The organism is Lysinibacillus sp. GJ-1 (assembly GCF_021166035.1).
Taxonomy (GTDB): domain Bacteria; phylum Bacillota; class Bacilli; order Bacillales_A; family Planococcaceae; genus Lysinibacillus; species Lysinibacillus sphaericus.
The window spans coordinates 76,714-99,562 of the sequence record NZ_CP088912.1 but is presented as its reverse complement, the minus strand read 5'-3'; the positions used below and the strand labels follow the sequence as shown (position 1 = coordinate 99,562).

Below are 22,849 nucleotides of genomic sequence, written 5' to 3'. Positions count from 1 at the left end.
ATTTACATCGTAATGCTTCATGCAAAAAAAAAGCAAAGAAAAAGACTGCTTATGAAAATTTCATAAGCAGTCTTTTATGTGATTAATCACGTTTTTCGTCGATCCCTTTAGGAGCATCCTTTTGGTCGAAACCTTCTTTTGGTAAATCCGCTGTTGTTGGATTTGGCGCTTCGCTTAGCAATTCTTTTTCAAGAACAGGTTTACCGACTTTTTCTAAAGTTGGTTGTGCTTCAGCTTTAGGCGCTTGTTCTACAACGTTTTCCACCGCTTCAGGTTCTGGTAAAACACCATGATCACGTAAATGTTCGATTTCTTGCGCATTTAATGTTTCTTTTTCCATTAAAGTATTCGCAATTAAATCAAGTAAATGGCGTTTTTCTGTCAGAATACGTTTAGTACGTTCATACTGCGTATCGATAATTTTTTGCATTTCTTTATCGATTTCATAAGCAATTGAATCTGAGTAGTTTTGATCAGAGTTGAAGTCACGACCAAGGAATACATTCCCACCTTGACTTGACCCAAATTGCATCGCACCAAGATTTTCACTCATACCATATTCTGTAACCATTGCACGTGCAATGCTTGTTACCTTTTGGAAGTCATTATGAGCCCCAGTAGATACTTCACCTAGCACGATTTCTTCAGCTACACGACCACCAAGAAGTCCCGCAATACGGTCTAACAGCTCTTGTTTTGTTGTGAAGAAACGTTCTTCCTTCGGTAACATAATCGCATAACCACCCGCTTGACCACGTGGTACGATTGTTACTTTATGAACTGTATCTGCTTCATCAAGCTCTAGACCAACAACAACGTGACCCGCTTCATGGAAGGATACAAGCTTTTTCTCTTTTGCAGAGTAAACGCGGCTCGCTTTCGCTGGACCTGCAATAACACGGTCAGATGCCTCATCGATATCGGCCATATTAATCGTACGTTTACTTTTACGTGCTGCTACAAGTGCAGCTTCGTTTAATAAGTTTTCTAAATCCGCACCCGAGAAGCCTGGTGTACGTTGTGCTACAGCTGCTAAATCGACTGAATCCGAAAGAGGCTTATTGCGAGCATGCACTTTTAGAATGGCTTCACGACCTTTTACATCAGGATGTCCTACTGTAATTTGACGGTCAAAACGACCAGGGCGTAATAACGCTTTATCTAAAATATCTGGACGGTTTGTTGCCGCGATAATAATAATCCCTTCGTTTGCACCGAAGCCATCCATTTCAACTAATAATTGGTTCAATGTTTGCTCACGTTCATCGTGACCACCGCCAAGACCAGCACCACGCTGACGACCTACAGCATCAATTTCATCAATGAAAATGATACATGGAGCATTTTTCTTCGCATTTTCGAATAAATCACGCACACGTGAAGCACCTACACCGACAAACATTTCCACGAAGTCAGAACCTGAAATCGAGAAGAATGGTACGCCAGCTTCACCTGCTACTGCACGAGCAAGTAATGTTTTACCTGTACCTGGAGGACCTACAAGTAAGATACCTTTTGGAATACGAGCACCTATTTCAGTGAATTTGCGGTGATCCTTTAAGAAATCAACGACCTCTACAAGTTCCGCTTTCTCTTCATCTGCACCCGCTACATCAGTAAAACGAACTTTTTTCTTTTGGTCATCATAAAGCTTAGCTTTACTTTTACCAAAACTCATTACTTTATTGCCGCCACCTTGAGATTGACTCATTAGGAAGAAGAATAAGAAGATGATAATGATGAATGGAATAATACCTGTAAAGAACTGTACCCATCCACTCGTTTCTGGTGCTTTCAAGAAATCTATATTGCTATTCTTATCCTTAGCAGCTTCATCGATTCGATCCATCAATGATTGGTTATCGCGGGGAAGGTTCACTGTGAAACTTTCGCCTTTTTCATAACCTTTCATGGAACCTTCAACAATATATACTGATTTATCAGGTTGAATTTTTGCTTCTGTAATTTCATTCTTATCAAGAGCTTCTAAAAACTCTGGGTAAGTAATTTCTTTCGTCGGCGATTTACCGCCATTGAAAGTACCAAATATACCAATGATCACTAGGAAAATCAGTAAATAGAATATGGTATATCGAAATATTCGATTCATCTCCAGCCTCCTCATTACAAACAGAAAAATTATAAGTAAAATCTTAACATATCATGATTTCATCATACAACGAAAAGCCTTACTTAAAAAAAGTTTCGTTCGAATTTTGTCGAAATCTAAACATATTTACTCCCACTAATTACAATCCCAGCGAATTTGCAACCGGTAATTCTCTTTTGGCGCAGCTTTCGATGTGTCCGAAAGAGAATTGTTTTTTAACTAAGTCATCCGCTGGAGGCATTAACTTGTACCCACTTTTTAATCCAAGTGGGCTAAGGCATTAAAATGAATAAACTTCCGGCTTTAAAATACCAATATACGGTAAATTACGGTATTTCTCAGCGTAGTCTAAACCATAGCCAACAACAAAGCCATCGGGAACTTTGAAGCCAACATAATCAGCAGCAAGGTTTACTTTTCGCCCTGATGGTTTGTCTAAAAGCGTTACAATTTTAATGGATTTTGCTTTACGGTATTTAAATAAATCCACCAAATAGCTTAGTGTTAATCCGCTATCGATGATGTCCTCGATAATTAATACATCACGACCTTCAACACTTGTGTTTAAATCCTTTAAAATTTTCACTTCACCAGATGAAACAGTCGCATTACCATAGCTAGATACATCCATAAAATCTAGCTCAATAAAAGAATCAAAACGTTTCATTAAGTCTGTCATGAAGGGCATCGCGCCTTTAAGTACGCCAACAGCTAACGGGAATGAATCTTGATATTCCTCTGTCAATTGGGCACCTAGCTCAGCGATTCTTTCTTGCAGTTGTTCTTCTGTAATCATAATTTTTTCGATGTCATTTTGTAACATATTGATTCCTCCTCGTGTGTATCAAAAATTTTCAACCTGTATGTAGGTGAAATATTTTACAAAGACCATTAGTCTACGATGAGCACTGTATCATCGCTTGGTTGCGGTGTAGTTGAAAAATAAACACCCATACGCACACCAATTACCGCTACGACCTCGTTAGATTGAGAAATCAGTAACGGTCAGCTATTTCGCTCATTTAAAGGAATCTTTTCATCTATAAAAAGGCGAGATAAACGTTTTGGCTTATCCATTCCTTTTAACAGCATTCGGTCTCCTTCCTTACGTGCCCTAATATAGAGTGGAAGTGTAAGTTTATTAGCGTTAAAGTAAAAAAGTTGTGCACTATCCGTAAGCAATTCGGATGCTAATTCAGACAGCTTAACGACAGATAGACGGACACCATTTTTTAATGTTGTCCTATCATTAGCAGTTAAAACAATTCCTTTTTCAGGGTAAATTTCACTTTCTAATGATTCGCTTTTCTGAATCGTCAATTTGCCATAACGGCGAACTGCCATAAAACCTTCTGGTAAGTGAATTTCTGCATACCCAGATGTTGTTTCACAAAGCTTTAAAAGCGAAGTTAAGATAGCATAACTTTGTATCGTATTTGAATCTTTGTAAAGATAGTTTAATAGTATTAAAATGAGCCTCCTTTGTAAAGCAGGTGCTACCATTTCAAATGCTTCTATCTCCATACTATACATATTTTCGTTGTATATTTTTACTGTTTTTGAAAATATGTCTTGTGCAAGTGTCATTAAGTACGCATCATCCTCTTGCAAATGCTTTGTAAATCGACTCGCCTGCTCAGCTACACGTGGGTTTTCCGCCTCCAATAGGGGTACTACGTGGTGTCTATAACGATTTCTTACGTAGGAGTCTTTCAGATTGCTCGCATCTTCACGATAATTCAAACCCTGCTTCCGTAAATATTCCCTTATTTCGGACTTTGTAACCGTTAAAAACGGACGAATTAATGATTTTCCTGCAAAAATTCGCTTTGGACGAATACCTTGCATACTATTCATCGTAGCATTTTTCGTCAGGGCCATTAATACTGACTCCAGTTGATCGTCCGCATGATGTGCAGTTACAAGCTTGGTTGCCATCGTTTTATGTATAACTTCTGCAAAATAACGATAGCGTTCTCTACGACAAACTAACTGTGAGTTGCCATTTTCCAGTGCTAAAATTTCTGGAATGGGAATGGCTGTTGCATGCAACCTAATGCCATATTTATCGCAATAGCGTTGGACAAAAGCTCTATCCTCAGCGGATGCCTCACCTCTTAACATATGATCGACATGCACTGCCTCGACCTCAATGCCCCATTGCTCTTTAGCTTTCACAAAGTAATGGAGTAGTGCCATTGAATCTACACCACCCGAAACGGCGACGAGAAGATGGTCGTCTTGCTGTAATAATTGCTCTTCATCAATATATTGTTTGACCTTTAATTCAAATGACAAACGCTTCTCCTCCCCTTTTCGTTTCTTTTTACGAAGATTTACTCATGGAATATTGAGCCGGTTTAAATACAGCCCATGTTGGCACGACGTGGGTAACCTCTAACATCAATACCGTACAGTCATCCTCTATTGCATAGTACGATTGGAAGGACTGCATGATTGTTGTTAACTTATCTTGTATGGTTTTATTTGTGCTTGCTACCTGCTGTGCAAATGCTAAAAAGGCTTCTTCTTGCTCATCCCAATCGGCAATACTTGAAAACAGGCCATCGGAATGCATTAGTATAACATCGCCCGCCTTGAGCTTTCTTTTTTCAGCTTCAACCGCCGAAATCGACAAAAACCCAACAGGTGCTGCGTTACTCTCTACTTTCAATACCTCTTTGCCTCGTAAAATATAGGTGGACATGCCCCCCGCCTTCCACGACCATAAATCGCCATGTTGTAAATCGACTAGAGCAAAGTCGAGCGTAGCGTACATATCATCCTGTTGCTTAAGAGACATCACATAATGTAAGGTATGCATCGCGGTCTCCGGATTCATATTGAAATTCAAACATTCCCGCATTAAATGAATCAATTTTCTACTCTCATGCTGTGCTTCTTTACTCTGTCCCATACCATCAGACAACAATATGGCAAATAACCCTGGATGCAGTTGGAATAGCGCGTGTGAATCACCTGAATATAGCGTTGCATCTTTTGACATGCTATATATATCATACTCTACTTCAAAGCTAATAGCTGATCTAAAGCTTACTTGAATGTGACGAAATGGTACATCACACGCAACAACTTTATCGATTTCAAACGGTTCTTCAAAAATATCGTATAAAATTGGCAAAATCATACGCTCTGCTACTGTTGTATCCTCTTCCCAATTAACACGTGCAGGAGCTAGTGCACATACGATTTTTCGCGCTCCCGCCTTATTGCTCAGCACATCAAGCTGAAAACACTCGATATGAGCATCCTTCAAGCGTTGAATAATATCCTTCTCTACGCTGACGAAAGAGATTGTTTCTTCTTTCATCTCTGCAATTAACTGACTAAGATGATTACTCATATCGCGTAACTGAAGGGCAATCATTTTTTTACCATGAAAATACTGTCCATTAATACGCTCCCTATACAGTTCCGTCTCCAATTCCTCGAAAATTTTTGTTGATTTAACACATTTATATCGAATTTGCTCTTCCACACGGTGGATAGACGATTCTTTCCCTACACCTTTCATATGAAACCAATCTGTCATAAGCTTGTCCATGCCATTATTTTGCGCTCCCCAGCACCGATCATGGCGAAAACAACTTAAACATGTATTCATAGGAGCCACTTCTTCTTTCACTGCTACAGGGGCCTTCATAAAGCGTTCAAATACAAGTTCTTTCATGAAATGAACGAAATGTTGAAAGTGCTCTAGCTTAAATGTAACATGTTCTGTCAACCAATGTTGCCTAGCTAATAACACTTCTTCACGTTGTGGAAAAAGCTTGTTACGCACTTTATCTGAATAGCTTTTAGGAAGAACTAAAAAAAGCAAACTGCCTATAGCAATTGACGTGAAGTACACGCTATCTAATGGCAACGTTGCGTCATAAAATAAAAAAAACACACTCGGCAAAATGCTACCAATTGCTACACCAAATCTCCCTGCACGAGCCCCCATACCTGCACAAAGCCCCGTTAAGGTTGCAACCGACAACATCCCTGTAAAAGATAACTTTGCCACACCTATAAGTGCTCCTAATACCGCTCCTATTACAGTAGCTAGCGGCACACTTCCCACCGATGCACCAAAACAAATAAGTAGTTGTAATAAAAAAATGGGTAGAGAAAAATAGCTAATGACGACGGCCTACATCCCCGTAAGCATAGCCGCAAATACAACTAATGCTGAGCCTAGCCGTTCATATGTCCAATGGCTTGTAAACCACTCATAGGAGTTAACAAAAAGCACTTGCATAAATAACGTCATAATGAGCGCTAAAGCTACTTCACATCCTACATAAAATTGTACAAGCACTGGCGGAAGCCCTTGGTGCATTACTCCTTGCCATAATACTTGTACGATAAGTACTGCAAGTGAAACGGCAATACTTTGAGGTAACTGCCAATATCGGAAACGTTGTATACATTCGTACATGCCTATTTGTAATGCTAGAATGAGGACTTGTCCAAAACCAAGGAAATAACAGCCTATTAAACCGCCTATTAAGACGAACTTCGCATACTCTTTATATTTACTGCGAATAATCGCCCAAAACGGGACAGAGAAAGGTACAGCTGCTTCAAACACCACAGATTGAGCTAAAAAAAAGGATGTTAAGAAAAATAGGGAACCTATCAGCAATTGCCTTTTTCTTGCCCCCGATTTTTGGTCGTCTACATTCGCTGTTTCATACCATTCAACACTAGTCATTACATAATCCCCTTTCTACACTTTTTCGTTATTATAAGAAATTATGTGTGGAAAGATTGTCTGACGATGGCAAAAAAAAATATAAACATTTCGACGAATACATATGCATAAATACGTTAATTGTCAGCAAGTACTAAAAAATAGGATACTGTGCAAAATTACAGTAAATATTTTTCAGAATATTCTATTATTACGTGTTTTTATGGTGCTAACGTCATTTTTTGCGCTGATATTCATGCGCTCATGGTGTTTGTTCTCATGCAAATAGATGCTTTTTCATTTTTTTAAGATTTTTATTAAACTTTTTCATAAAGAATATTGACACTTGGTTTAATGGATTGTATTATTTAACTTGTCCTTAAAAAGAAATGCGGAAGTAGTTCAGTGGTAGAACACCACCTTGCCAAGGTGGGGGTCGCGAGTTCGAACCTCGTCTTCCGCTCCAATAACATTTCGGCGGCCTAGCTCAGCTGGCTAGAGCGTACGGTTCATACCCGTAAGGTCGGGGGTTCGATCCCCTGCCACCATAATTTACTTGGTCAAGCGGTTAAGACACCGCCCTTTCACGGCGGTAACACGGGTTCGAATCCCGTAGGGGTCATACTGCAAAATGGCTTAGAAGTATTTTCTAAGCCGTTTAAATTGTCGATAAAAGGCATCAAGAGTGAAGTTTAACTCCTTGATGCCTTTTATTTTTTTGTGTTTTTAACAATACTGAAGTGAAACCTTTTGTATACAAGAACTGATAGTACTTGTTGAGCATCACATGGCAAGTCCATCCTCAGTGCAAATCAACATCCATATTAATTGGCTATAATGCCTTACCAACTTACATCAGCACTTTTCGTATGCCTCTTTGCCAAAACTATGGCATACTTATGATAAAATGCACATGTTATTAGGAGGTTACCTTTCTTTGAGTTTATTAACGAAAGCAGCTTTAATTTGCGGGAGTGGCTCCATGATTATTCTCGTATCCATACTCATTAACTTACCGTTTGCCATACAAATATTTTTACTCCTTACTGGACTAGTCGTAAGCGTATACGGCGTGTACTTACTTGTAAAAATGGTGTCCCAGCCAGCGCAAAAGACAGTTAAAACAACACAGGAGCAACCTGCACCTGCTCCTAAGAAGAAGAAAAGACCAACCTCAACATTATAAGGTGTTTTCTTTATTTGCGTAGTTTCAATCTTTTGGAATTACGTTTTTTTTTTGACCCTTATCATTCCAAATATACATATTCTATAGACTTTAAACCAAAAAAGATTAGCCTTTGTCATAAACAAAAGCTAATCTCCGTTCTATTTAATACACTTTTTCTACGATTAAAACAGTCAGCAAACTACCCTCTTCTAGCCCCGCGACCACCACGTTTTGACTCTGTAGCACGTTTTAATGTTGCTAAACGCTCATCACTATCTTTTAAGAAACGTGCCATTTTTTGCTCAAAGTTTTCCTTCGGCTGATGGCGTTCGTTACGATCGTTAGAACGATTGTCACGACGCGGACGTTGAGGACGCTCTGGTCTCTCAGCTTGAGGCTTTGCTTTACGGATTGAAAGACCGATCTTTCCATCCGCTTCAACATTCATCACTTTTACTTCAACTTCATCTCCAACTTTTAGATGCTCATTGATATCTTTTACATAATTGTCAGCAACTTCACTGATGTGTACTAAGCCTGTTTTGCCGTCTGGCAGCTCAACGAATGCTCCAAAATTTGTGATTCCTGTTACTTTACCTTGTACCTTGCTGCCTACTTCAATTGACATAAAAAAAATGCTCCTCCTTAAAAATTAAGCGACTCTTTTGAGCCATGTAATCAATTTAATCAAACTTTTTACTTCAATAAGTTTCTCTTTTCATTATATATAACTAAAAAAGAGTGTCAACAATACATAGCTTTTCAGTCGTCTTTTTTATCTTCCTTATCTGGCATAATGAAAATAATTTCGCCTTCCTCAGATAAGAAGTACTCTTTACGCAATAACTTTGCAATATACTCATCATCTTCTAATTGTTTAATTTTAAGATTGAGTGAATCCTGTTCCTCTTTTACCTTCATCAAATGCTGATTGGCTTCTTCTTTTTTCTTTTCCTTTGTAGCTAGCGTTTCAGACTGATGGGCAAGTATATTTAAGAGAAAGGCGATGATAACGACTGGCGCAATCGCAAAAAAGACAATACGACGCATTTTTCGTTTACGCGATTGCACTTTACGATTTATAGCCTTATCCGTGTTACGGACATAGTCATTATCAAGCTTGGTGTAGTTTTTCTGTTCATCTTTTGATGAATGACGTCTAGTCATGCCCGCACCTCCGAAGTTATTGTTGTCTTTTATTATACTTGATATATCGAAATTTTTTTAATAAAGTGTAGGACAAATACGAATAAATTTTGACAAAAGGCCTTAAGACGAACGCAGCAATTTTAATGAATATCTGTAATATTTGTCGAATAATAGCGATTATTAATCGGACAATAAACCAAAAAGGTCTCCATGTTATATTCACTACAATGCGTGCCATGAAACGTAAAAAGGTTTGAAAAAAAGTCTGATATAAAAATATACCAGCAATCTGCGCTAGCGGGTCGTAAGCCCGCCACGCGCCATCTTTTAGCCAAAATAATAAATAATACGTTAACCCTCCAAGCAGAATCCATGTCAGTAGCTCTAACACCATCATCCACTTTCGGAGGCTTGACTTTTTTGGAGTTGAAAAAACTATGAGCCTTACACTATCAATTATAAATCCCACTGCTATACCGCTCACAACCATGACTAATAGCTGAACGAATTGCTGACTAACAATCATCCAAACAATTTATGAAGGAAACCTTTCGAGAAGCCACTTTCCTCCTCGTCATACTGCAAGGTTTTTACAGTTCCTTCAAGTGTCAATAACCCTTTGTCAACATCTAAGTGAACGATATGCAGTTCCTCTCCACGAATCAATAAATGCCCTTGGGACGTCTTGATAAAAAACTCTTCCTGATCAAAGCGTTCAATTGATTTTACAGAAGTCATGTCCATTCTTTTACGATTACGAATCGTTAAAATATGCTCTCCAGATGGAATTGTGTAACGATTACTTTCTTGATGTAGCGTCATTTTTTTCCTCCTTTAGTCGTCCTAGCTTCTGTTCACTTTATGCGGACAACCTTCAAAGCATGACAAACTTTATGGAAGTTGCCTTACTTTTAAGAAGAAAAATTTACAACGTTACCTACACTGCTATCCATGACACTTTGGCAAAACTGCCATTCAAATTGTTGGCAATCCTGCACAACTATATATTATCACTAGCACCTTCTCGTCTTTTTAGCTAGCGTTTTGCCCGCCTACATTAGCGCAGGTTTCTACTAAAGTAATTTTTATTAGTCCTCATCATCAATAAATTCAGGCTCAACCTTTTCAAGACGCTCTTCTTTTAAAATTGTAAACATCTTTGCTGCATCTTCTTTTTTCACTGTATCACGTAATTCTTCCACACGTGCTGTAACAATTTTTTGACCGAAGCGAATCGCTAATTCATCGCCAGCCTTCACACTGCTACTAGCCTTCGCTACTTTACCATTAATAGTAATACGACCTTGGTCAGCGACTTCTTTTGCTAACGTACGTCGTTTGATTAATCGTGAAACTTTTAAAAATTTATCTAATCGCATGTTTTTACTCCTTCTCAAGCTGCTTGGCTTCATCCCAAAAAGCATCTAATTGTTCTAGTGTATAATTTGAAAATGGCTGACCGCTCGCCTTTACCTTCGCTTCAACATAACCAAAACGTCGTGCAAATTTCTCATTTGCATGCAACATTGCTTCTTCTGGTGATAGCTTATAAAAGCGCGCTAAGTTTACAAGTGTAAACAAAACATCTCCAAATTCATCGAGTCGTGTTCCATTAGACCCTTTCGCCACTTCCTGACGAAATTCCTGCCACTCTTCCGCAAACTTATCCCAAGCACCTTCTACATTTGGCCAATCAAAGCCAACTTTTGCAGCCTTTTTTTGATAATTGTATGCCGTTTGCAACGCGGATGACGGGCGGTATTCTTCTTCTAGCAGTGGTTTGTCACTAATACCCTTTTCTTCTGCCTTAATCGCTTCCCAATTAGCGACAACGCCATCTGCATCCTCCACTGATACATCTCCAAATACATGAGGATGTCGACGAATCATTTTTTCACTAACGGACGCCAACACGTCCTCAAGTGTGAAGTAGCCTTGATCTTCTCCAATTTGTGCATGTAAAAATACTTGTAGTAACACATCTCCAAGTTCTTCAATCATCGCAAAATCATCTTCTGCATCTACAGCGGCCAAATATTCATGTGCTTCTTCCAGTAAATATTTTTTAAGTGATTCATGTGTTTGTTTTCGATCCCATGGGCAGCCATTTGGCCCACGTAAAGTAGCAATTATTTGGCGGAATGTTGTCCAATCACGTAAAGCCTCTTCCTGTGATGTGACTGGAGGTACATAAACCGTTGTTAAATTATTTACTTCAACGCTTTGATCTAGCTCATACAGTGGCACTGTTACAAGCTTTTCTTGTGAGGAACCCGCTGCCGTAACAACAGTTACCGGATATTCATCATCATATTTTTCCATTAAAGTCAGCTTTACTTCAGATGCACTAAATGTATCATATACTTGCGCAATTAAAATGTGCTGACGCATATTAATGTCATGCATGGAAAAGCTAGTGCCATCGAGTAATTGAAAGCCCTCAATCGGATCGATTTTTAACGCACCAAAAATAGGATCTAAGAAGCTTTGTCCGCCTTCAATCACTACCTTCACTTTACCTTCATCCGCAGCTTGAATTAGCAATTGCACTGTTTGCTCTGCCACTAGCGGATGGCCTGGCACAGCATACATCACATCTCCAATTTTAGTCGCTTCAATTAATCGTTGTGCAATTTCTTCATACACTGGCTGGAACGTATGATGCTTTTCATATATTGCATCAAAGCTTTCAAATTGTAAGCCTTCGTTAGCTAACTCATCTAATACTGGATGATCCACCGTCCGAACAAATAACTTTTCGGCTGCCATTAATTTTTTATATACGCCCATTTGCAACTGATTGAAATCACCAGCGCCAAGACCAATTATTGTTAATGTATTATTCATTCATTCCACCTACTTCTTTCGATTTAACCATAGTTGATACACTGCCATTCTTCGACCGAAAGGCAGTAGATACCATTCTTTTTCAGCCAGTACTCGTAGCTTGGCAATGCATGTAATCATAACAAATGCACCAATACAAACCGCACTAAAACCAGCAACCACTGCCACTAAACGTTGAGATAATAAACCATCTAATAAAGATGGGGTAATTTGAAGCCAAAGTATGACTGCTATTGCCATACATAATGATGCAATGCTAATCTTTTTGTAAAAACTAGCAGGTGCTAATTGCATACCCGTTAATTTTTTTAAGTAAAAAACAAGCGCTAACGCTGTGAACAACAGACCCACATTATTTGCAATAGCAGCACCTAAAACACCTAATGTCCTAATTGTGAACACATTTAGCAGCACTTTCAACGAAAAACCTGTCATTAAAAACAGGGCTGGCTTTTTTAATTTCCCAAAACCTTGCAAAATCGCTGTAAATGTCAAAATAATAGACAACGGTACAATTTGGAGTACATATAGCATCAGTACTTCCGATAATGCATCTGTTTTAAACAGCATTGTATTTATATAAGGCATCACTAATATTAACCCTAGTGAAGCAGCCCAGCCAAATAATATAGAAGCTCTATATGTCAATTGTATAAATGGCAACGCACTACGTCCATTTTGCTTATTTGACATATGGGCAACGAGCGGAACGATTGCTAGAGATAATGAGGCAGCGATGACAACACCAAGTTGCACTAATGGTTGTCCACGATCGTAAATCCCTTTCGTTTCCTTCGCTATCGTATGGTCCATCCCGCTATCTATTAATAGCGAATAGATAGTAAAAGAATCGACTAGTTGATAACCAAGCAGTAATAAACTACTCATACTTACACTTAAACTTAGTAGTGTCACTTCTTTTAACACTGGAAAACTGGCTAAGCGTTGTTGCTGTTTTCCTATAAATGAACCAAAGCGTTTTCTAAAGAGATACGCAATTAGTAATAAGCCTGCGCCTTCTCCAATAACGGTCCCGATAATCGCCATTTGACCAGCACCGTAGAGAGATTTTGACGTCGCCATTATGATAAATGTACCGGTCAAAATAACAGCAACCCTTACCGTTTGTTCCAAAACTTGTGCATAAGCAATTGGCTCCATGATCCCTCTGGATTGAAAGCCTCCCTTAAAAATAGCAAGTGCCGGCATAACCAATACAATAAATGACCCCGTCCGTAATAAAGGAGCAAGATTTGCATCTCCCATCATTTTCGCAATGACGTCCGCACCAGCAAATAATGCAATAAAAAATACCCAGGAGAGTATCGTTAAATAACGAAATATAATCCGCATAATGCTTCGTCTTCTCTGTGTACGTTCTTCCACATCGACCACACAATCATTATCGGCTAGCATTTTGGAAATTGCTACAGCAAAACCACTCGATGTCCATACTACAAATATGGATATTACAGGATACACTTGTTGGTAAATATAAAATCCTTCGTCACCTACAAGGTTTTGAAAAGGCACACGATAAATTGCGCTTAAAATCTTCACAATGAGTGCCGCAATGGTTAATAATGCTGCACCCTTCATGTAACTTTTCATACCAAATCGTTCCGACATACATTGTCCTCTTTCCTTCGTTTAACAATGCCAATAGTATAGCATACCTCAAAAGTTTGACGCTCACCTGAACAATCTTTGCTATCAGCAATGCTTTATGTATACAAAAAAAGTTATTGTTCACCCTAAAAAGAGTTATGACAATAACTTTCGATGTTCATTAATTATTCATTTGTTTTGATAAGAAGTTAGCAGCTGTTTCCACAACTTTTACTTCTACTTCGCCAACAAAATGTACTTTAGATAAAACAATAATACAACCAATAGGATCCCCGTTCACCATGATTGGTGTTGCACAATAGGATTTAACTTGCTCATATTGTCCAGGAACAATTTCAATTGTTGTTTCCATCTTCTCAATTTTTGTTGAACGCTCGTCCATAAAACCTTCCGCAAAGGATGTAATACGACGATTAATGTATTCCTTCTTACCAATCCCTGCAACAGCGATTACTTCGTCTCGGTCTGTTACAAATGCCGGCGTGCCTAGTGTTTCATATAATGTTTCCACATATTCACGGGCGAATTCTCCTAAATCATTAATTGGAGAATATTTTTTCAAAATGATTTCACCTTCACGGTCCGTATAAATTTCTAACGGGTCACCTTCACGAATACGTAGCGTTCTACGAATTTCCTTTGGTATTACCACACGTCCTAAATCATCTATACGACGAACAATTCCTGTTGCTTTCATGCTAAACTGCCTCGCTTTCGTATTCATTAAAATTTTTCTTCAACAATAGTATGGTTTTTCTTGAGACAATCTATGCAAAAAATGAACGAAAAGGATTATGAATCCAACATTAATTTTTTTTAATAAAAATTTGTCTTTTCATACAATAAGGCTGAACTTGCCAATTTGTCAACAAGTTCAGCCTTTTTTCACATATTTTTTTTGGAATTTGCAATAATCTGCATTATTTCTTCTAATATATCAAAATGATGGTATTTTATGCATTTACGCTCATCAATTGTCAATATCAATTGCATACTATCCATACCGAAGCCAACAGCTCGCTCAAACTTCATCGTCTCGCTTACAATTTTACTTCCATCCACCTTGGCTGAACCTTCCTCAGATAGCAAAATGGAGATGACCTTTTGCTTTTCCTTAATAGAAGAAACGCCCATTTCTAATCCCCAAATCTTCATGCGTGCAATACGCAGCAATCGTTCTGTTTCAATTGGTAAATCACCAAAACGGTCTTGTAATTCTTCCATAATTTCTTCGTATTCATCCACTTGGTCCATCGCTTTAATGCGCTTATACATCTGAATTTTTTGATAGCCGTCTGGTATATACGCATCAGGAATATAAGCATCCACGTTGAGTAAAATTTCTATCTCTGGTTTCTCTTCTTTTTTCACGCCAGTTTGTCGCTCTGCAATGGCCTCTTCTAGCATTTGGGAGTACAAGTCAAAACCAACTGAATCAATAAAGCCATGTTGTTGCGCACCTAATAAATTGCCAGCCCCTCGAATGGATAAATCACGCATAGCAATTTTAAATCCAGATCCGAGCTCTGTGAACTCTTTTATCGCTTGTAATCGTTGCTCAGCTACATCCGTAAGTACTTTGTCACGTTGATACATAAAGTAAGCGTATGCCACTCGATTTGAGCGACCTACACGGCCACGTAATTGGTAAAGCTGTGCTAAGCCCATGCGATCTGCATCATGGACAATCAGTGTGTTTACATTCGGAATATCAACACCTGTTTCGATAATTGTAGTCGTTACTAAAACATCATAATCCCCTTCAATAAAGGCTAAAATCACAGATTCCAATTGCGATTCCGTCATTTTGCCATGAGCATAGCCGATACGCGCTTCCGGGACAAGCATTTGAATCTCCTCAACTTTACGTGCCATATCCTCTACTCGATTGTATAAGTAAAATACTTGACCACCACGCGCCATTTCTCGCTCAATAGCTTCGCGCACAAGTGCCCCACTATGCTCCATAACATAGGTTTGTACTGGGAATCGATTGGCAGGAGGTGTCTCAATAACCGATAAATCACGAACACCTACCATAGACATATGCAACGTTCTCGGAATAGGCGTTGCGGTTAATGTTAAAACGTCCACATTCGTTTTTAATTGTTTTATTTTTTCCTTATGGGTAACACCAAAACGCTGTTCTTCATCTACAATTAATAGGCCAAGATCTTGGAACGTTAAATCTTTAGATAAGATTCTATGAGTCCCTATTACAATATCTACTTGCCCTTCTTTTAATCCTTTTAAAGTCGCTACTTGCTCTTTTTTCGTACGGAAACGAGATAATAAGCCGACATTGATAGCAAAATCCTGAAATCTATCACGGATTGTCTCGTAGTGTTGTTGCGCTAAAATCGTCGTAGGCACTAAAAAGGCAACTTGTTTACCGTCCTGAATGGCTTTAAAAGCTGCACGAATGGCTACTTCGGTTTTACCATAACCTACGTCACCACATACAAGGCGGTCCATCGGTCGTTCACGTTCCATATCACGTTTCACTTCCACTATGGAACGAAGCTGATCCTCAGTTTCTTCATAAGGGAACGATGCCTCAAAATTACGTTGATCGTCATTATCCGGTGCGAAAGCATGCCCTTTTTCTGCTTCTCGCTTGGCGTATAGCTTTATTAAATCATCTGCAATATCTTGTACGGCGGAGGAAACCTTTGCTTTCGCTTTTTTCCACTCTGCTCCACCTAATTTATGTAGCTTCGGTTCGCGGTCTTCAGATGCCACATATTTTTGAATTAAATCGATTTGCTCCACAGGTACATATAATTTATCGTCTGCACGATAGCGTATATGCAAGTAATCCTTATGTGTGCCATTAACTACTAGCGTTTCTACACCAATGTATTTCCCAATCCCATGATGCACATGCACGACAAAGTCGCCAGCTTTAATTTCTGTATAGCTTTTAATACGCTCTGCATTTGTCATCTTTTGAGGGCGTGATTTTTTCTTTGCTTGTTGTTTAAATAATTCATCCTCTGTCACAATTGCCAAACGTTGCAATGGTAGTTCAAAACCACTCGATAATCCGCCTTCTACAATGTACAAACCTGGTTCATTAGGCTCTCCAATTGTTGCATGAATATCATATTCCTCAAGCATTTCCTGTACACGTTTCACACGGTTTTTATCTCTAGCAACGATTAGAACGGTAAATTTCCCAAGCTGCCATCGTTCAACTTCACTTTGTAATAATGCCATTTGTCCGTGGAACTGTTGCATCGGTTTACATGAAAAATTAGTCGTTTTAGAAAAGGTAATACCCGCAAACGTACGAGAAAATAGTGAGAAATAAAGCTTCTGCTGCGACAGCATCGCCAGTATTTCCTTTAAAGAAAAGGCTGGTTTCACATCATGTACCATTTTCCCTTCTTCAATTAACGATAAAAACCATTCTTCCTCTTCACGTTCCCAGGCATCCATTACCTCCTGAATACGACCTAGCTCATCAAATAATACAATGCCATTTTGTGCAAAATAGTCGCCTAAATAAGCTGTTTTATCATATAGCAACGAGCCATATTTATTTACAAAGTCAGGTAAGTTCCCTTGTTGCAACAATTCAATATCATACTGAATATGTTGATACAGCAGCTCTTTTGTCTCCTGCTTCTTAACTTTTTTCAAGCTTGTCGCTAGCGCACTTTCTAATCGACCTGCTAAAGCAATTCGCTCTTCCATTGTCAAAATTACTTCTGATGCTGGTAAAATACGCACTTCTCGCAATTTATCAATCGAACGCTGGTCATCCGCAGAAAATGTACGAATGGAGTCCACTTCTGTATCAAATAGCTCAATTCGAATCGGCGCCTCTAAATAGGGCGGATAAATATCCAAAATCCCTCCACGCAACGCAAACTCCCCAGGTGTCGTTACCATTGAATTACGAACATAGCCCATAGCTACGAGCGTCTGTAACCATTCCTCAATTTGTACTTCGTCTCCGACTGCTGTCTGTAAAAAATAATGAATCCACTGCTCTTTTGGCGGCATCATTTTTCTTAAACCAGCAATTGGGATAATATAAACAGCTTTTTCACCTCTCGCAAGGCAATCAAGCGTCGCAATACGCTCTGCTCGAAGCTCTGGCGAGGCAACTGCTAAGTCAGCAGCAATAAATTCATCGGCTGGGTAATAGTGAACATGTTCCTCTCCTAATAACCCAACAAGCTCATCCGCCATCTTTTGCGCCTGCAATAAATTGGGTGACACAATATAGATGGGTTTTTGCACATGTTCAAATAACGCATCAACCATAACTGGTCGTGCGCTTCCTGTTAAACCTGTAATAAGCTGTGATGCTGTATTGCCGCTCTGAATCTCCTGTAAAAATGATGTGATATGTTTGTCCTGCGACACAAGCTGTCGTAAAACTTCCACAGTCAAAAGCTCCTTTCAGTGCGAAAATTCTAATTATTCAATGTGTTTTATACTATTAATCTAGTACACTATTACACATTCCCATTGTCTAATTATCATGTTCACCTTTGTGTAATTGTCCTAGTTAGTTCACTTTTAGTTTAAAAAGATGATTCTCTATCTGTATCGATTTTTTTCATATTATTAAAAGCAGTGTAACCATGTGCTTCAAAAAATAAAAACGGAAAAAGCTTTGGACGCACACATTGTGCGCCAAAGCATCCTTCCAATTATTGAATCCATTTATTGAGTGCGTGATAATCTGGATATTGTCTAAGCGAATCCTCACATTGCTCACAAATGCAGTGGACGGTTGTTTCACCATGTTGATTCTTTTCAACATAATCGTCTGCCTCACCTAACTCAAAAATATGCAACTTTCGAATTGTATCATCTGCATCAAATGGTAGTGTTCCTATTTCTACTTCACAATGCCTACACCGGTAGCGAATTGCCATCTCCAAATCATCCTCCTTTAAGCAACTTACTACTTAAAGTATAGACATTTAGGAAAAAGATTATGCACCGTTAAATTGGTTCATCACATCAAGAAATGGTTTTGAAAGAGACGCTTCTATTGCATGAACACTATTATCAATAGCATCAGCCATAATAATATTCTCTTCTTTAGAAAACTTAGATAGCACATAATCCGCTACCTTCATGCCTACTGGTGGGCGACTCACACCAATACGAATTCGGTTAAATTCCTGTGTTCCTAAATGCTGAATTAGCGATTTAATACCATTATGCCCGCCCGCACTGCCTTTTTGACGCAAACGCAATTTGCCTGTTTCTAAATCTAAATCATCATAAATAACGATTAGATCCTTCACATCTATATCAAAATAGTCCATGAGAGGTCTAACACATTCCCCTGATAAATTCATATATGTTAAAGGCTTAACAAGTAGAACCTTTCCTTCAGGACGATGTACAGTAGCATACATGCCATTAAATTTCGAATTCGTTAATGGTGCATCCCACTTTTTCGCTAATGCATCTATGACATCAAAGCCAATATTATGTCTTGTATGCTCATAAGGTTTACCTGGATTTCCTAAACCAACGATAATTTTCATAAGTACCTCACTTCTTTCAATCTAATAGTCATTATTTTACCATACTGCGCTCTAAGAAAGCATTTCGTTCATACCACTTCTGAACAATTATCCATATGCTAAAAATCCATTCACCATTAATATCATTATCGCTTTTTCAATAAAAAAAAAGACTATCAAGTCCGTCTTTTACGACTTCCTCGATAGCCTTCCCTACTAACGTCTATTTAACCTTATGCCTCAACACTTTCTTCGACTTCTTCATCTTCTGCCGATACAGTTGGTGCCATAATTGTTGCTAAGATATGATCATCTTCGTTCACAATTTCAAAATCTACTTGATTACGAATATCTGCTACCATGATAGATTCTCCAATTGCTAGTTTCGTAATATCAATTTCTAATGTTTCCGGAATATCAGCAGGTTTTACTTTAATTCTTACTTCTAAGTTTGGCTGCATTAAAATGCCACCTTCACTTACACCAACGGATTCTCCAATAAGTGTTACTGCAACATCTACTTCTAATTCTTCAGTCATATTAATTGCTAAAAAATCAACATGATTCACTTCATCTTTCAGTGTACATTTTTGTACTTCTGATACAACGACATTTACCCGTTCACCATCTAACTCCACCGGAATAACACCATTACGCCCATTTTTTTGAACGAATTGCCTAAATTCTTTCGCTGAAATAGAAATTGGGGTTGAATCTAGTTTGTAGCCATAAATAACAGCAGGAATGGCTCCCCCTTTTCTAAGTTGGGTTAATGTCGAACGATGCCCAGTTTCGCGCTTATTTACACTTAACACGGTACTCATATCTATACCTTCCCCTTCCAAGAAAAATTAATGATTTATTTCACCGTAGTCGCAACCTATTTACAGAATTTTAATATAAATATTTATTCGTTCTGTTAAGAGTTTTTAACAACGCTGAAATTTTTTATAATATTTACATTCATTTTACATATGAATGCAGATATTAAGCAGTAACAATTACTATTATACCCCTTAATGAAAATCTTCACACATAACCGCTACGCAAAAAGGACAAATCTACTCACAAATGTAGATTTGTCCTTTTTTTGTCACATATTATGCTAATTCTTTTACGTAAAACTAAAATAAATCCCATAATTTGTATTTCTAGCGTTGCAGATAACCATTTTAAAAGCTTTAAAATAAATATAATATATATATTTTTGCTAAGCTAAGGCGGTCACTTTCCTTCGATGGAATGCGCCGCCTTTTACTTTATAAAAATGCATCTATCCAGAAAAACATTATGAACTGAACTTAATTAATCGAATAAAGTACTTACTGATTTGTTTTCGTAAACGCGAGAAATTGCATCTGCCATTAATTTAGCTACTGAAAGCTCTGTAATTTTTGGTGATTTTTTCTCTTCAGAAAGTTGAATTGTATTTGTTACTACTAATTCTTTAATCGCAGAGTTTTCAATACGCTCGATAGCTGGACCAGACAGTACTGGATGTGAGCAACATGCATACACTTCTTTTGCACCCGCAGCACGTAATGCATCAGCGCCAATCGTAATTGTACCTGCAGTATCGATAATATCATCAATCAAGATTGCCACTTTACCATCAACATTACCAACGATGTTCATCACTTCTGCAACATTTGGTTTTGGACGGCGTTTGTCAATAATTGCAATTGGTGCTTTTAAACGTTCTGCCATTTTACGTGCACGCGTTACTCCACCATGGTCAGGTGAAACAATTACGATTTCCTCAGCAGGAATACCTTTTGATTTGAAATAATCAGATAGTAAAGGTACCGCCATTAAGTGATCGATTAAAATATCGAAGAAACCTTGGATTTGTGGTGCATGTAAATCTAAAACGATAACACGTGTTGCACCAGCCGTTTCAAGTAAGTTTGCCACTAATTTAGCTGTAATTGGCTCACGCGCTTTTGCTTTACGGTCTTGACGAGCATAACCATAGTAAGGCATTACAACGTTAACTGTACGTGCAGATGCGCGTTTTACAGCATCTACCATAATTAAAAGCTCCATTAAATGTTCGTTTACAGGTGCAGAAGTTGACTGCACGATAAACACGTCACAACCACGAATACTTTCTTCAATGCTAATTTGAATCTCTCCATCGCTAAAGTGCTTAACAGAAGATTTCCCTAATTCAACTCCCATTTCTTGCGCAATTTCTTGGGCAAGTGGATTATTAGAATTGAGTGAAAATATTTTTAATTGTGAGTTTGCATATTGATACGGCATGATGGCCTCCTGTTTAGTTGATAATTATTTTGAATTTAATTTGCTTACATAATTCGGTTTGTTTTCTTGTCTTGCACGAGCAATTGCTAGCGCATCTTCAGGAACTTCTTTTGTAATTGTAGATCCTGCTGCAATAAATGAACCTTTTCCAACTTTCACTGGCGCTACTAAGTTAGTATTACATCCTACAAATACATCATCTTCAATAATTGTTTGGAATTTGTTTTTCCCATCATAGTTCACTGTAATAGAACCACAGCCAACATTGACGTTATTTCCTATTTCAGCATCTCCAATATAGCTTAAATGGGATACTTTTGTGTCATGACCTAGTGTACTTTTCTTCACTTCTACAAAGTTACCGATTTTAACATGGCTACCGATATCAGATAGTGGACGAATATGTGCAAATGGTCCAATCGCTGTATCTTCCGCTACAGTGCTTTCTCTTACAACAGAGGAATGTACTGAAGTACGGTCACCAATACGACTATCAATAATTTGTGAATTTGGGCCAATAATACAATCTTCTCCTATTACCGTTGCTCCTTCAATCATAGAGCCAGGTTGTAGAACAGTATCACGTCCAATGACTGCTTCTGAACTAATGTAAGTAGCAGTTGGGTTAATGATTGTGACACCATTACGCATATGACGTTCATTAATACGTGCACGCATTAATGTCTCCGCCTGTGACAATGCCACACGGTCATTGACACCGAGTGTTTCTTCAAAATCATCGGTTACATATGCTTCAACGATATCGCCTTGTTTTTGTAAAATTTCAATTACATCAGGTAAATAATATTCGCCCTGTGCATTGTCATTTTTCACAAGCTTTAACGTCTCAAACAACGCCTTGTTATCGAAGCAGTATGTCCCCGTATTAATTTCTTTTACTCGTTGCTGCTCTACACTTGCATCTTTTTGTTCAACAATTTGTTCCACCTGTCCATTATCGCCACGTAAAATACGACCATAGCCAGTTGGATTTTCAGCAACAGCTGTTAAAATTGTCGCTTTTGCATTATTTGCTAGATGATGCTCAAATAACGCTTTCATCGTTTCAGGACGAATAAGTGGCGTATCACCGCAAACAACTAATGTTGTTCCTTGCTCGCTACCTAAAATTGACTCTGCTTGTTGTACTGCATGTGCTGTACCTAGTTGTTCAGCTTGTAAAACATACTCACTTTTATCGCCAAGTTGTTGTTTTACTTTTTCTGCACCATGTCCTACAACCGTTACGATGCGCTCGACATCTAACGTTTGAATGTGATCCACTACATGTTGTACCATGGGCTTCCCACATACTGGATGGAGCACTTTATATAATTTGGACTTCATACGTGTACCTTGACCTGCAGCCAAAATGACAGCAAAAATATTGCTCATCAGTAAGTCCTCCAATACGCTCATTTTCTCTTATGACTATATAGCAAAATTCATCTATTTTCAAGGCATGTAGAATTGACTAAAAAGTG

The 22,849-nt window shown here is 38.4% G+C and carries 20 protein-coding genes and 2 tRNA genes; 3 read left to right on the top strand and 19 right to left on the bottom strand.

What is annotated here, in order from left to right:
• Nucleotides 1–82: 82 nt before the first annotated feature.
• From ftsH to LO754_RS23830, 5 genes are all read right to left on the bottom strand, one after another.
• Nucleotides 83–2,110, bottom strand: coding sequence for an ATP-dependent zinc metalloprotease FtsH (gene ftsH, locus LO754_RS00455; RefSeq protein ID WP_024362607.1), 2,028 nt, complete (start codon nucleotides 2,108–2,110; stop codon nucleotides 83–85).
• 280 nt (nucleotides 2,111–2,390) lie between these two features.
• Nucleotides 2,391–2,933, bottom strand: a complete 543-nt coding sequence (gene hpt / locus LO754_RS00450; RefSeq protein ID WP_025218332.1) for a hypoxanthine phosphoribosyltransferase — start codon at nucleotides 2,931–2,933, stop codon at nucleotides 2,391–2,393.
• 182 nt (nucleotides 2,934–3,115) lie between these two features.
• Nucleotides 3,116–4,408, bottom strand: a complete 1,293-nt coding sequence (gene tilS, locus LO754_RS00445; protein ID WP_231785369.1) for a tRNA lysidine(34) synthetase TilS — start codon at nucleotides 4,406–4,408, stop codon at nucleotides 3,116–3,118.
• Nucleotides 4,409–4,436: 28 nt separating this feature from the next.
• Complete coding sequence (locus LO754_RS23835) at nucleotides 4,437–6,140, bottom strand: SpoIIE family protein phosphatase (RefSeq protein WP_488209309.1); 1,704 nt, start codon at nucleotides 6,138–6,140, stop codon at nucleotides 4,437–4,439.
• A 126-nt stretch (nucleotides 6,141–6,266) separates the two neighbouring features.
• Nucleotides 6,267–6,830: a hypothetical protein gene (locus LO754_RS23830; protein WP_488209308.1), complete on the bottom strand. Its 564-nt coding sequence runs from the start codon at nucleotides 6,828–6,830 to the stop codon at nucleotides 6,267–6,269.
• 370 nt (nucleotides 6,831–7,200) lie between these two features.
• Here LO754_RS23830 and LO754_RS00430 point away from each other — a divergent pair.
• The 3 genes from LO754_RS00430 to LO754_RS00420 all read left to right on the top strand — a co-directional run bounded on the left by LO754_RS00430 (nucleotide 7,201) and on the right by LO754_RS00420 (nucleotide 7,995).
• Nucleotides 7,201–7,275: transfer RNA gene (locus tag LO754_RS00430), tRNA-Gly, on the top strand.
• A 13-nt stretch (nucleotides 7,276–7,288) separates the two neighbouring features.
• A tRNA-Met gene (locus LO754_RS00425) sits at nucleotides 7,289–7,357 on the top strand.
• Between the two features lie 389 nt (nucleotides 7,358–7,746).
• Nucleotides 7,747–7,995, top strand: coding sequence for an SND2/TMEM208 family protein (locus LO754_RS00420; protein WP_024362603.1), 249 nt, complete (start codon nucleotides 7,747–7,749; stop codon nucleotides 7,993–7,995).
• Nucleotides 7,996–8,176: 181 nt separating this feature from the next.
• On the opposite strand, the gene LO754_RS00415 is transcribed toward LO754_RS00420, so the two are convergent.
• The 14 genes from LO754_RS00415 to glmU form a co-directional block, all read right to left on the bottom strand.
• On the bottom strand, nucleotides 8,177–8,605 hold the full coding sequence (locus LO754_RS00415) for a S1 domain-containing RNA-binding protein (protein WP_024362602.1): 429 nt from the start codon (nucleotides 8,603–8,605) through the stop codon (nucleotides 8,177–8,179).
• Nucleotides 8,606–8,739: 134 nt separating this feature from the next.
• Entirely contained in the window at nucleotides 8,740–9,144 is a 405-nt protein-coding gene (locus LO754_RS00410; RefSeq protein WP_024362601.1) for an FtsB family cell division protein, read from the bottom strand.
• Nucleotides 9,145–9,160: 16 nt separating this feature from the next.
• The gene (yabQ, locus tag LO754_RS00405) at nucleotides 9,161–9,652 is read right to left on the bottom strand and encodes a spore cortex biosynthesis protein YabQ (RefSeq protein WP_024362600.1); all 492 of its coding nucleotides are present in this window, start codon (nucleotides 9,650–9,652) and stop codon (nucleotides 9,161–9,163) included.
• Nucleotides 9,649–9,948, bottom strand: coding sequence for a sporulation protein YabP (yabP, locus tag LO754_RS00400; RefSeq protein WP_004229167.1), 300 nt, complete (start codon nucleotides 9,946–9,948; stop codon nucleotides 9,649–9,651). Before yabP ends, yabQ begins: the two co-directional genes overlap by 4 nt.
• 266 nt (nucleotides 9,949–10,214) lie before the next feature.
• Nucleotides 10,215–10,505, bottom strand: coding sequence for an RNA-binding S4 domain-containing protein (locus LO754_RS00395; protein ID WP_024362599.1), 291 nt, complete (start codon nucleotides 10,503–10,505; stop codon nucleotides 10,215–10,217).
• Between the two features lie 4 nt (nucleotides 10,506–10,509).
• The gene (gene yabN / locus LO754_RS00390; protein WP_231785368.1) at nucleotides 10,510–11,973 is read right to left on the bottom strand and encodes a bifunctional methyltransferase/pyrophosphohydrolase YabN; all 1,464 of its coding nucleotides are present in this window, start codon (nucleotides 11,971–11,973) and stop codon (nucleotides 10,510–10,512) included.
• A 9-nt stretch (nucleotides 11,974–11,982) separates the two neighbouring features.
• Entirely contained in the window at nucleotides 11,983–13,602 is a 1,620-nt protein-coding gene (locus tag LO754_RS00385) for a polysaccharide biosynthesis protein (protein ID WP_231785367.1), read from the bottom strand.
• A 160-nt stretch (nucleotides 13,603–13,762) separates the two neighbouring features.
• Nucleotides 13,763–14,299, bottom strand: a complete 537-nt coding sequence (gene spoVT, locus LO754_RS00380) for a stage V sporulation protein T (RefSeq protein ID WP_024362596.1) — start codon at nucleotides 14,297–14,299, stop codon at nucleotides 13,763–13,765.
• A gap of 188 nt (nucleotides 14,300–14,487) precedes the next feature.
• Complete coding sequence (gene mfd, locus LO754_RS00375) at nucleotides 14,488–18,000, bottom strand: transcription-repair coupling factor (protein WP_024362595.1); 3,513 nt, start codon at nucleotides 17,998–18,000, stop codon at nucleotides 14,488–14,490.
• Between the two features lie 269 nt (nucleotides 18,001–18,269).
• On the bottom strand, nucleotides 18,270–18,497 hold the full coding sequence (locus tag LO754_RS00370) for an anti-sigma-F factor Fin (RefSeq protein ID WP_024362594.1): 228 nt from the start codon (nucleotides 18,495–18,497) through the stop codon (nucleotides 18,270–18,272).
• A 60-nt stretch (nucleotides 18,498–18,557) separates the two neighbouring features.
• Nucleotides 18,558–19,121, bottom strand: a complete 564-nt coding sequence (pth, locus tag LO754_RS00365) for an aminoacyl-tRNA hydrolase (protein ID WP_231785366.1) — start codon at nucleotides 19,119–19,121, stop codon at nucleotides 18,558–18,560.
• A 212-nt stretch (nucleotides 19,122–19,333) separates the two neighbouring features.
• Nucleotides 19,334–19,924 (bottom strand): 50S ribosomal protein L25/general stress protein Ctc, encoded by a 591-nt coding sequence (locus LO754_RS00360; RefSeq protein WP_229388160.1) that lies wholly within the window; start codon nucleotides 19,922–19,924, stop codon nucleotides 19,334–19,336.
• 481 nt (nucleotides 19,925–20,405) lie between these two features.
• Nucleotides 20,406–21,365, bottom strand: a complete 960-nt coding sequence (locus LO754_RS00355) for a ribose-phosphate diphosphokinase (RefSeq protein WP_024362592.1) — start codon at nucleotides 21,363–21,365, stop codon at nucleotides 20,406–20,408.
• A 24-nt stretch (nucleotides 21,366–21,389) separates the two neighbouring features.
• Nucleotides 21,390–22,760 (bottom strand): bifunctional UDP-N-acetylglucosamine diphosphorylase/glucosamine-1-phosphate N-acetyltransferase GlmU, encoded by a 1,371-nt coding sequence (gene glmU, locus LO754_RS00350; protein WP_024362591.1) that lies wholly within the window; start codon nucleotides 22,758–22,760, stop codon nucleotides 21,390–21,392.
• Between the last annotated feature and the right edge of the window lie 89 nt (nucleotides 22,761–22,849).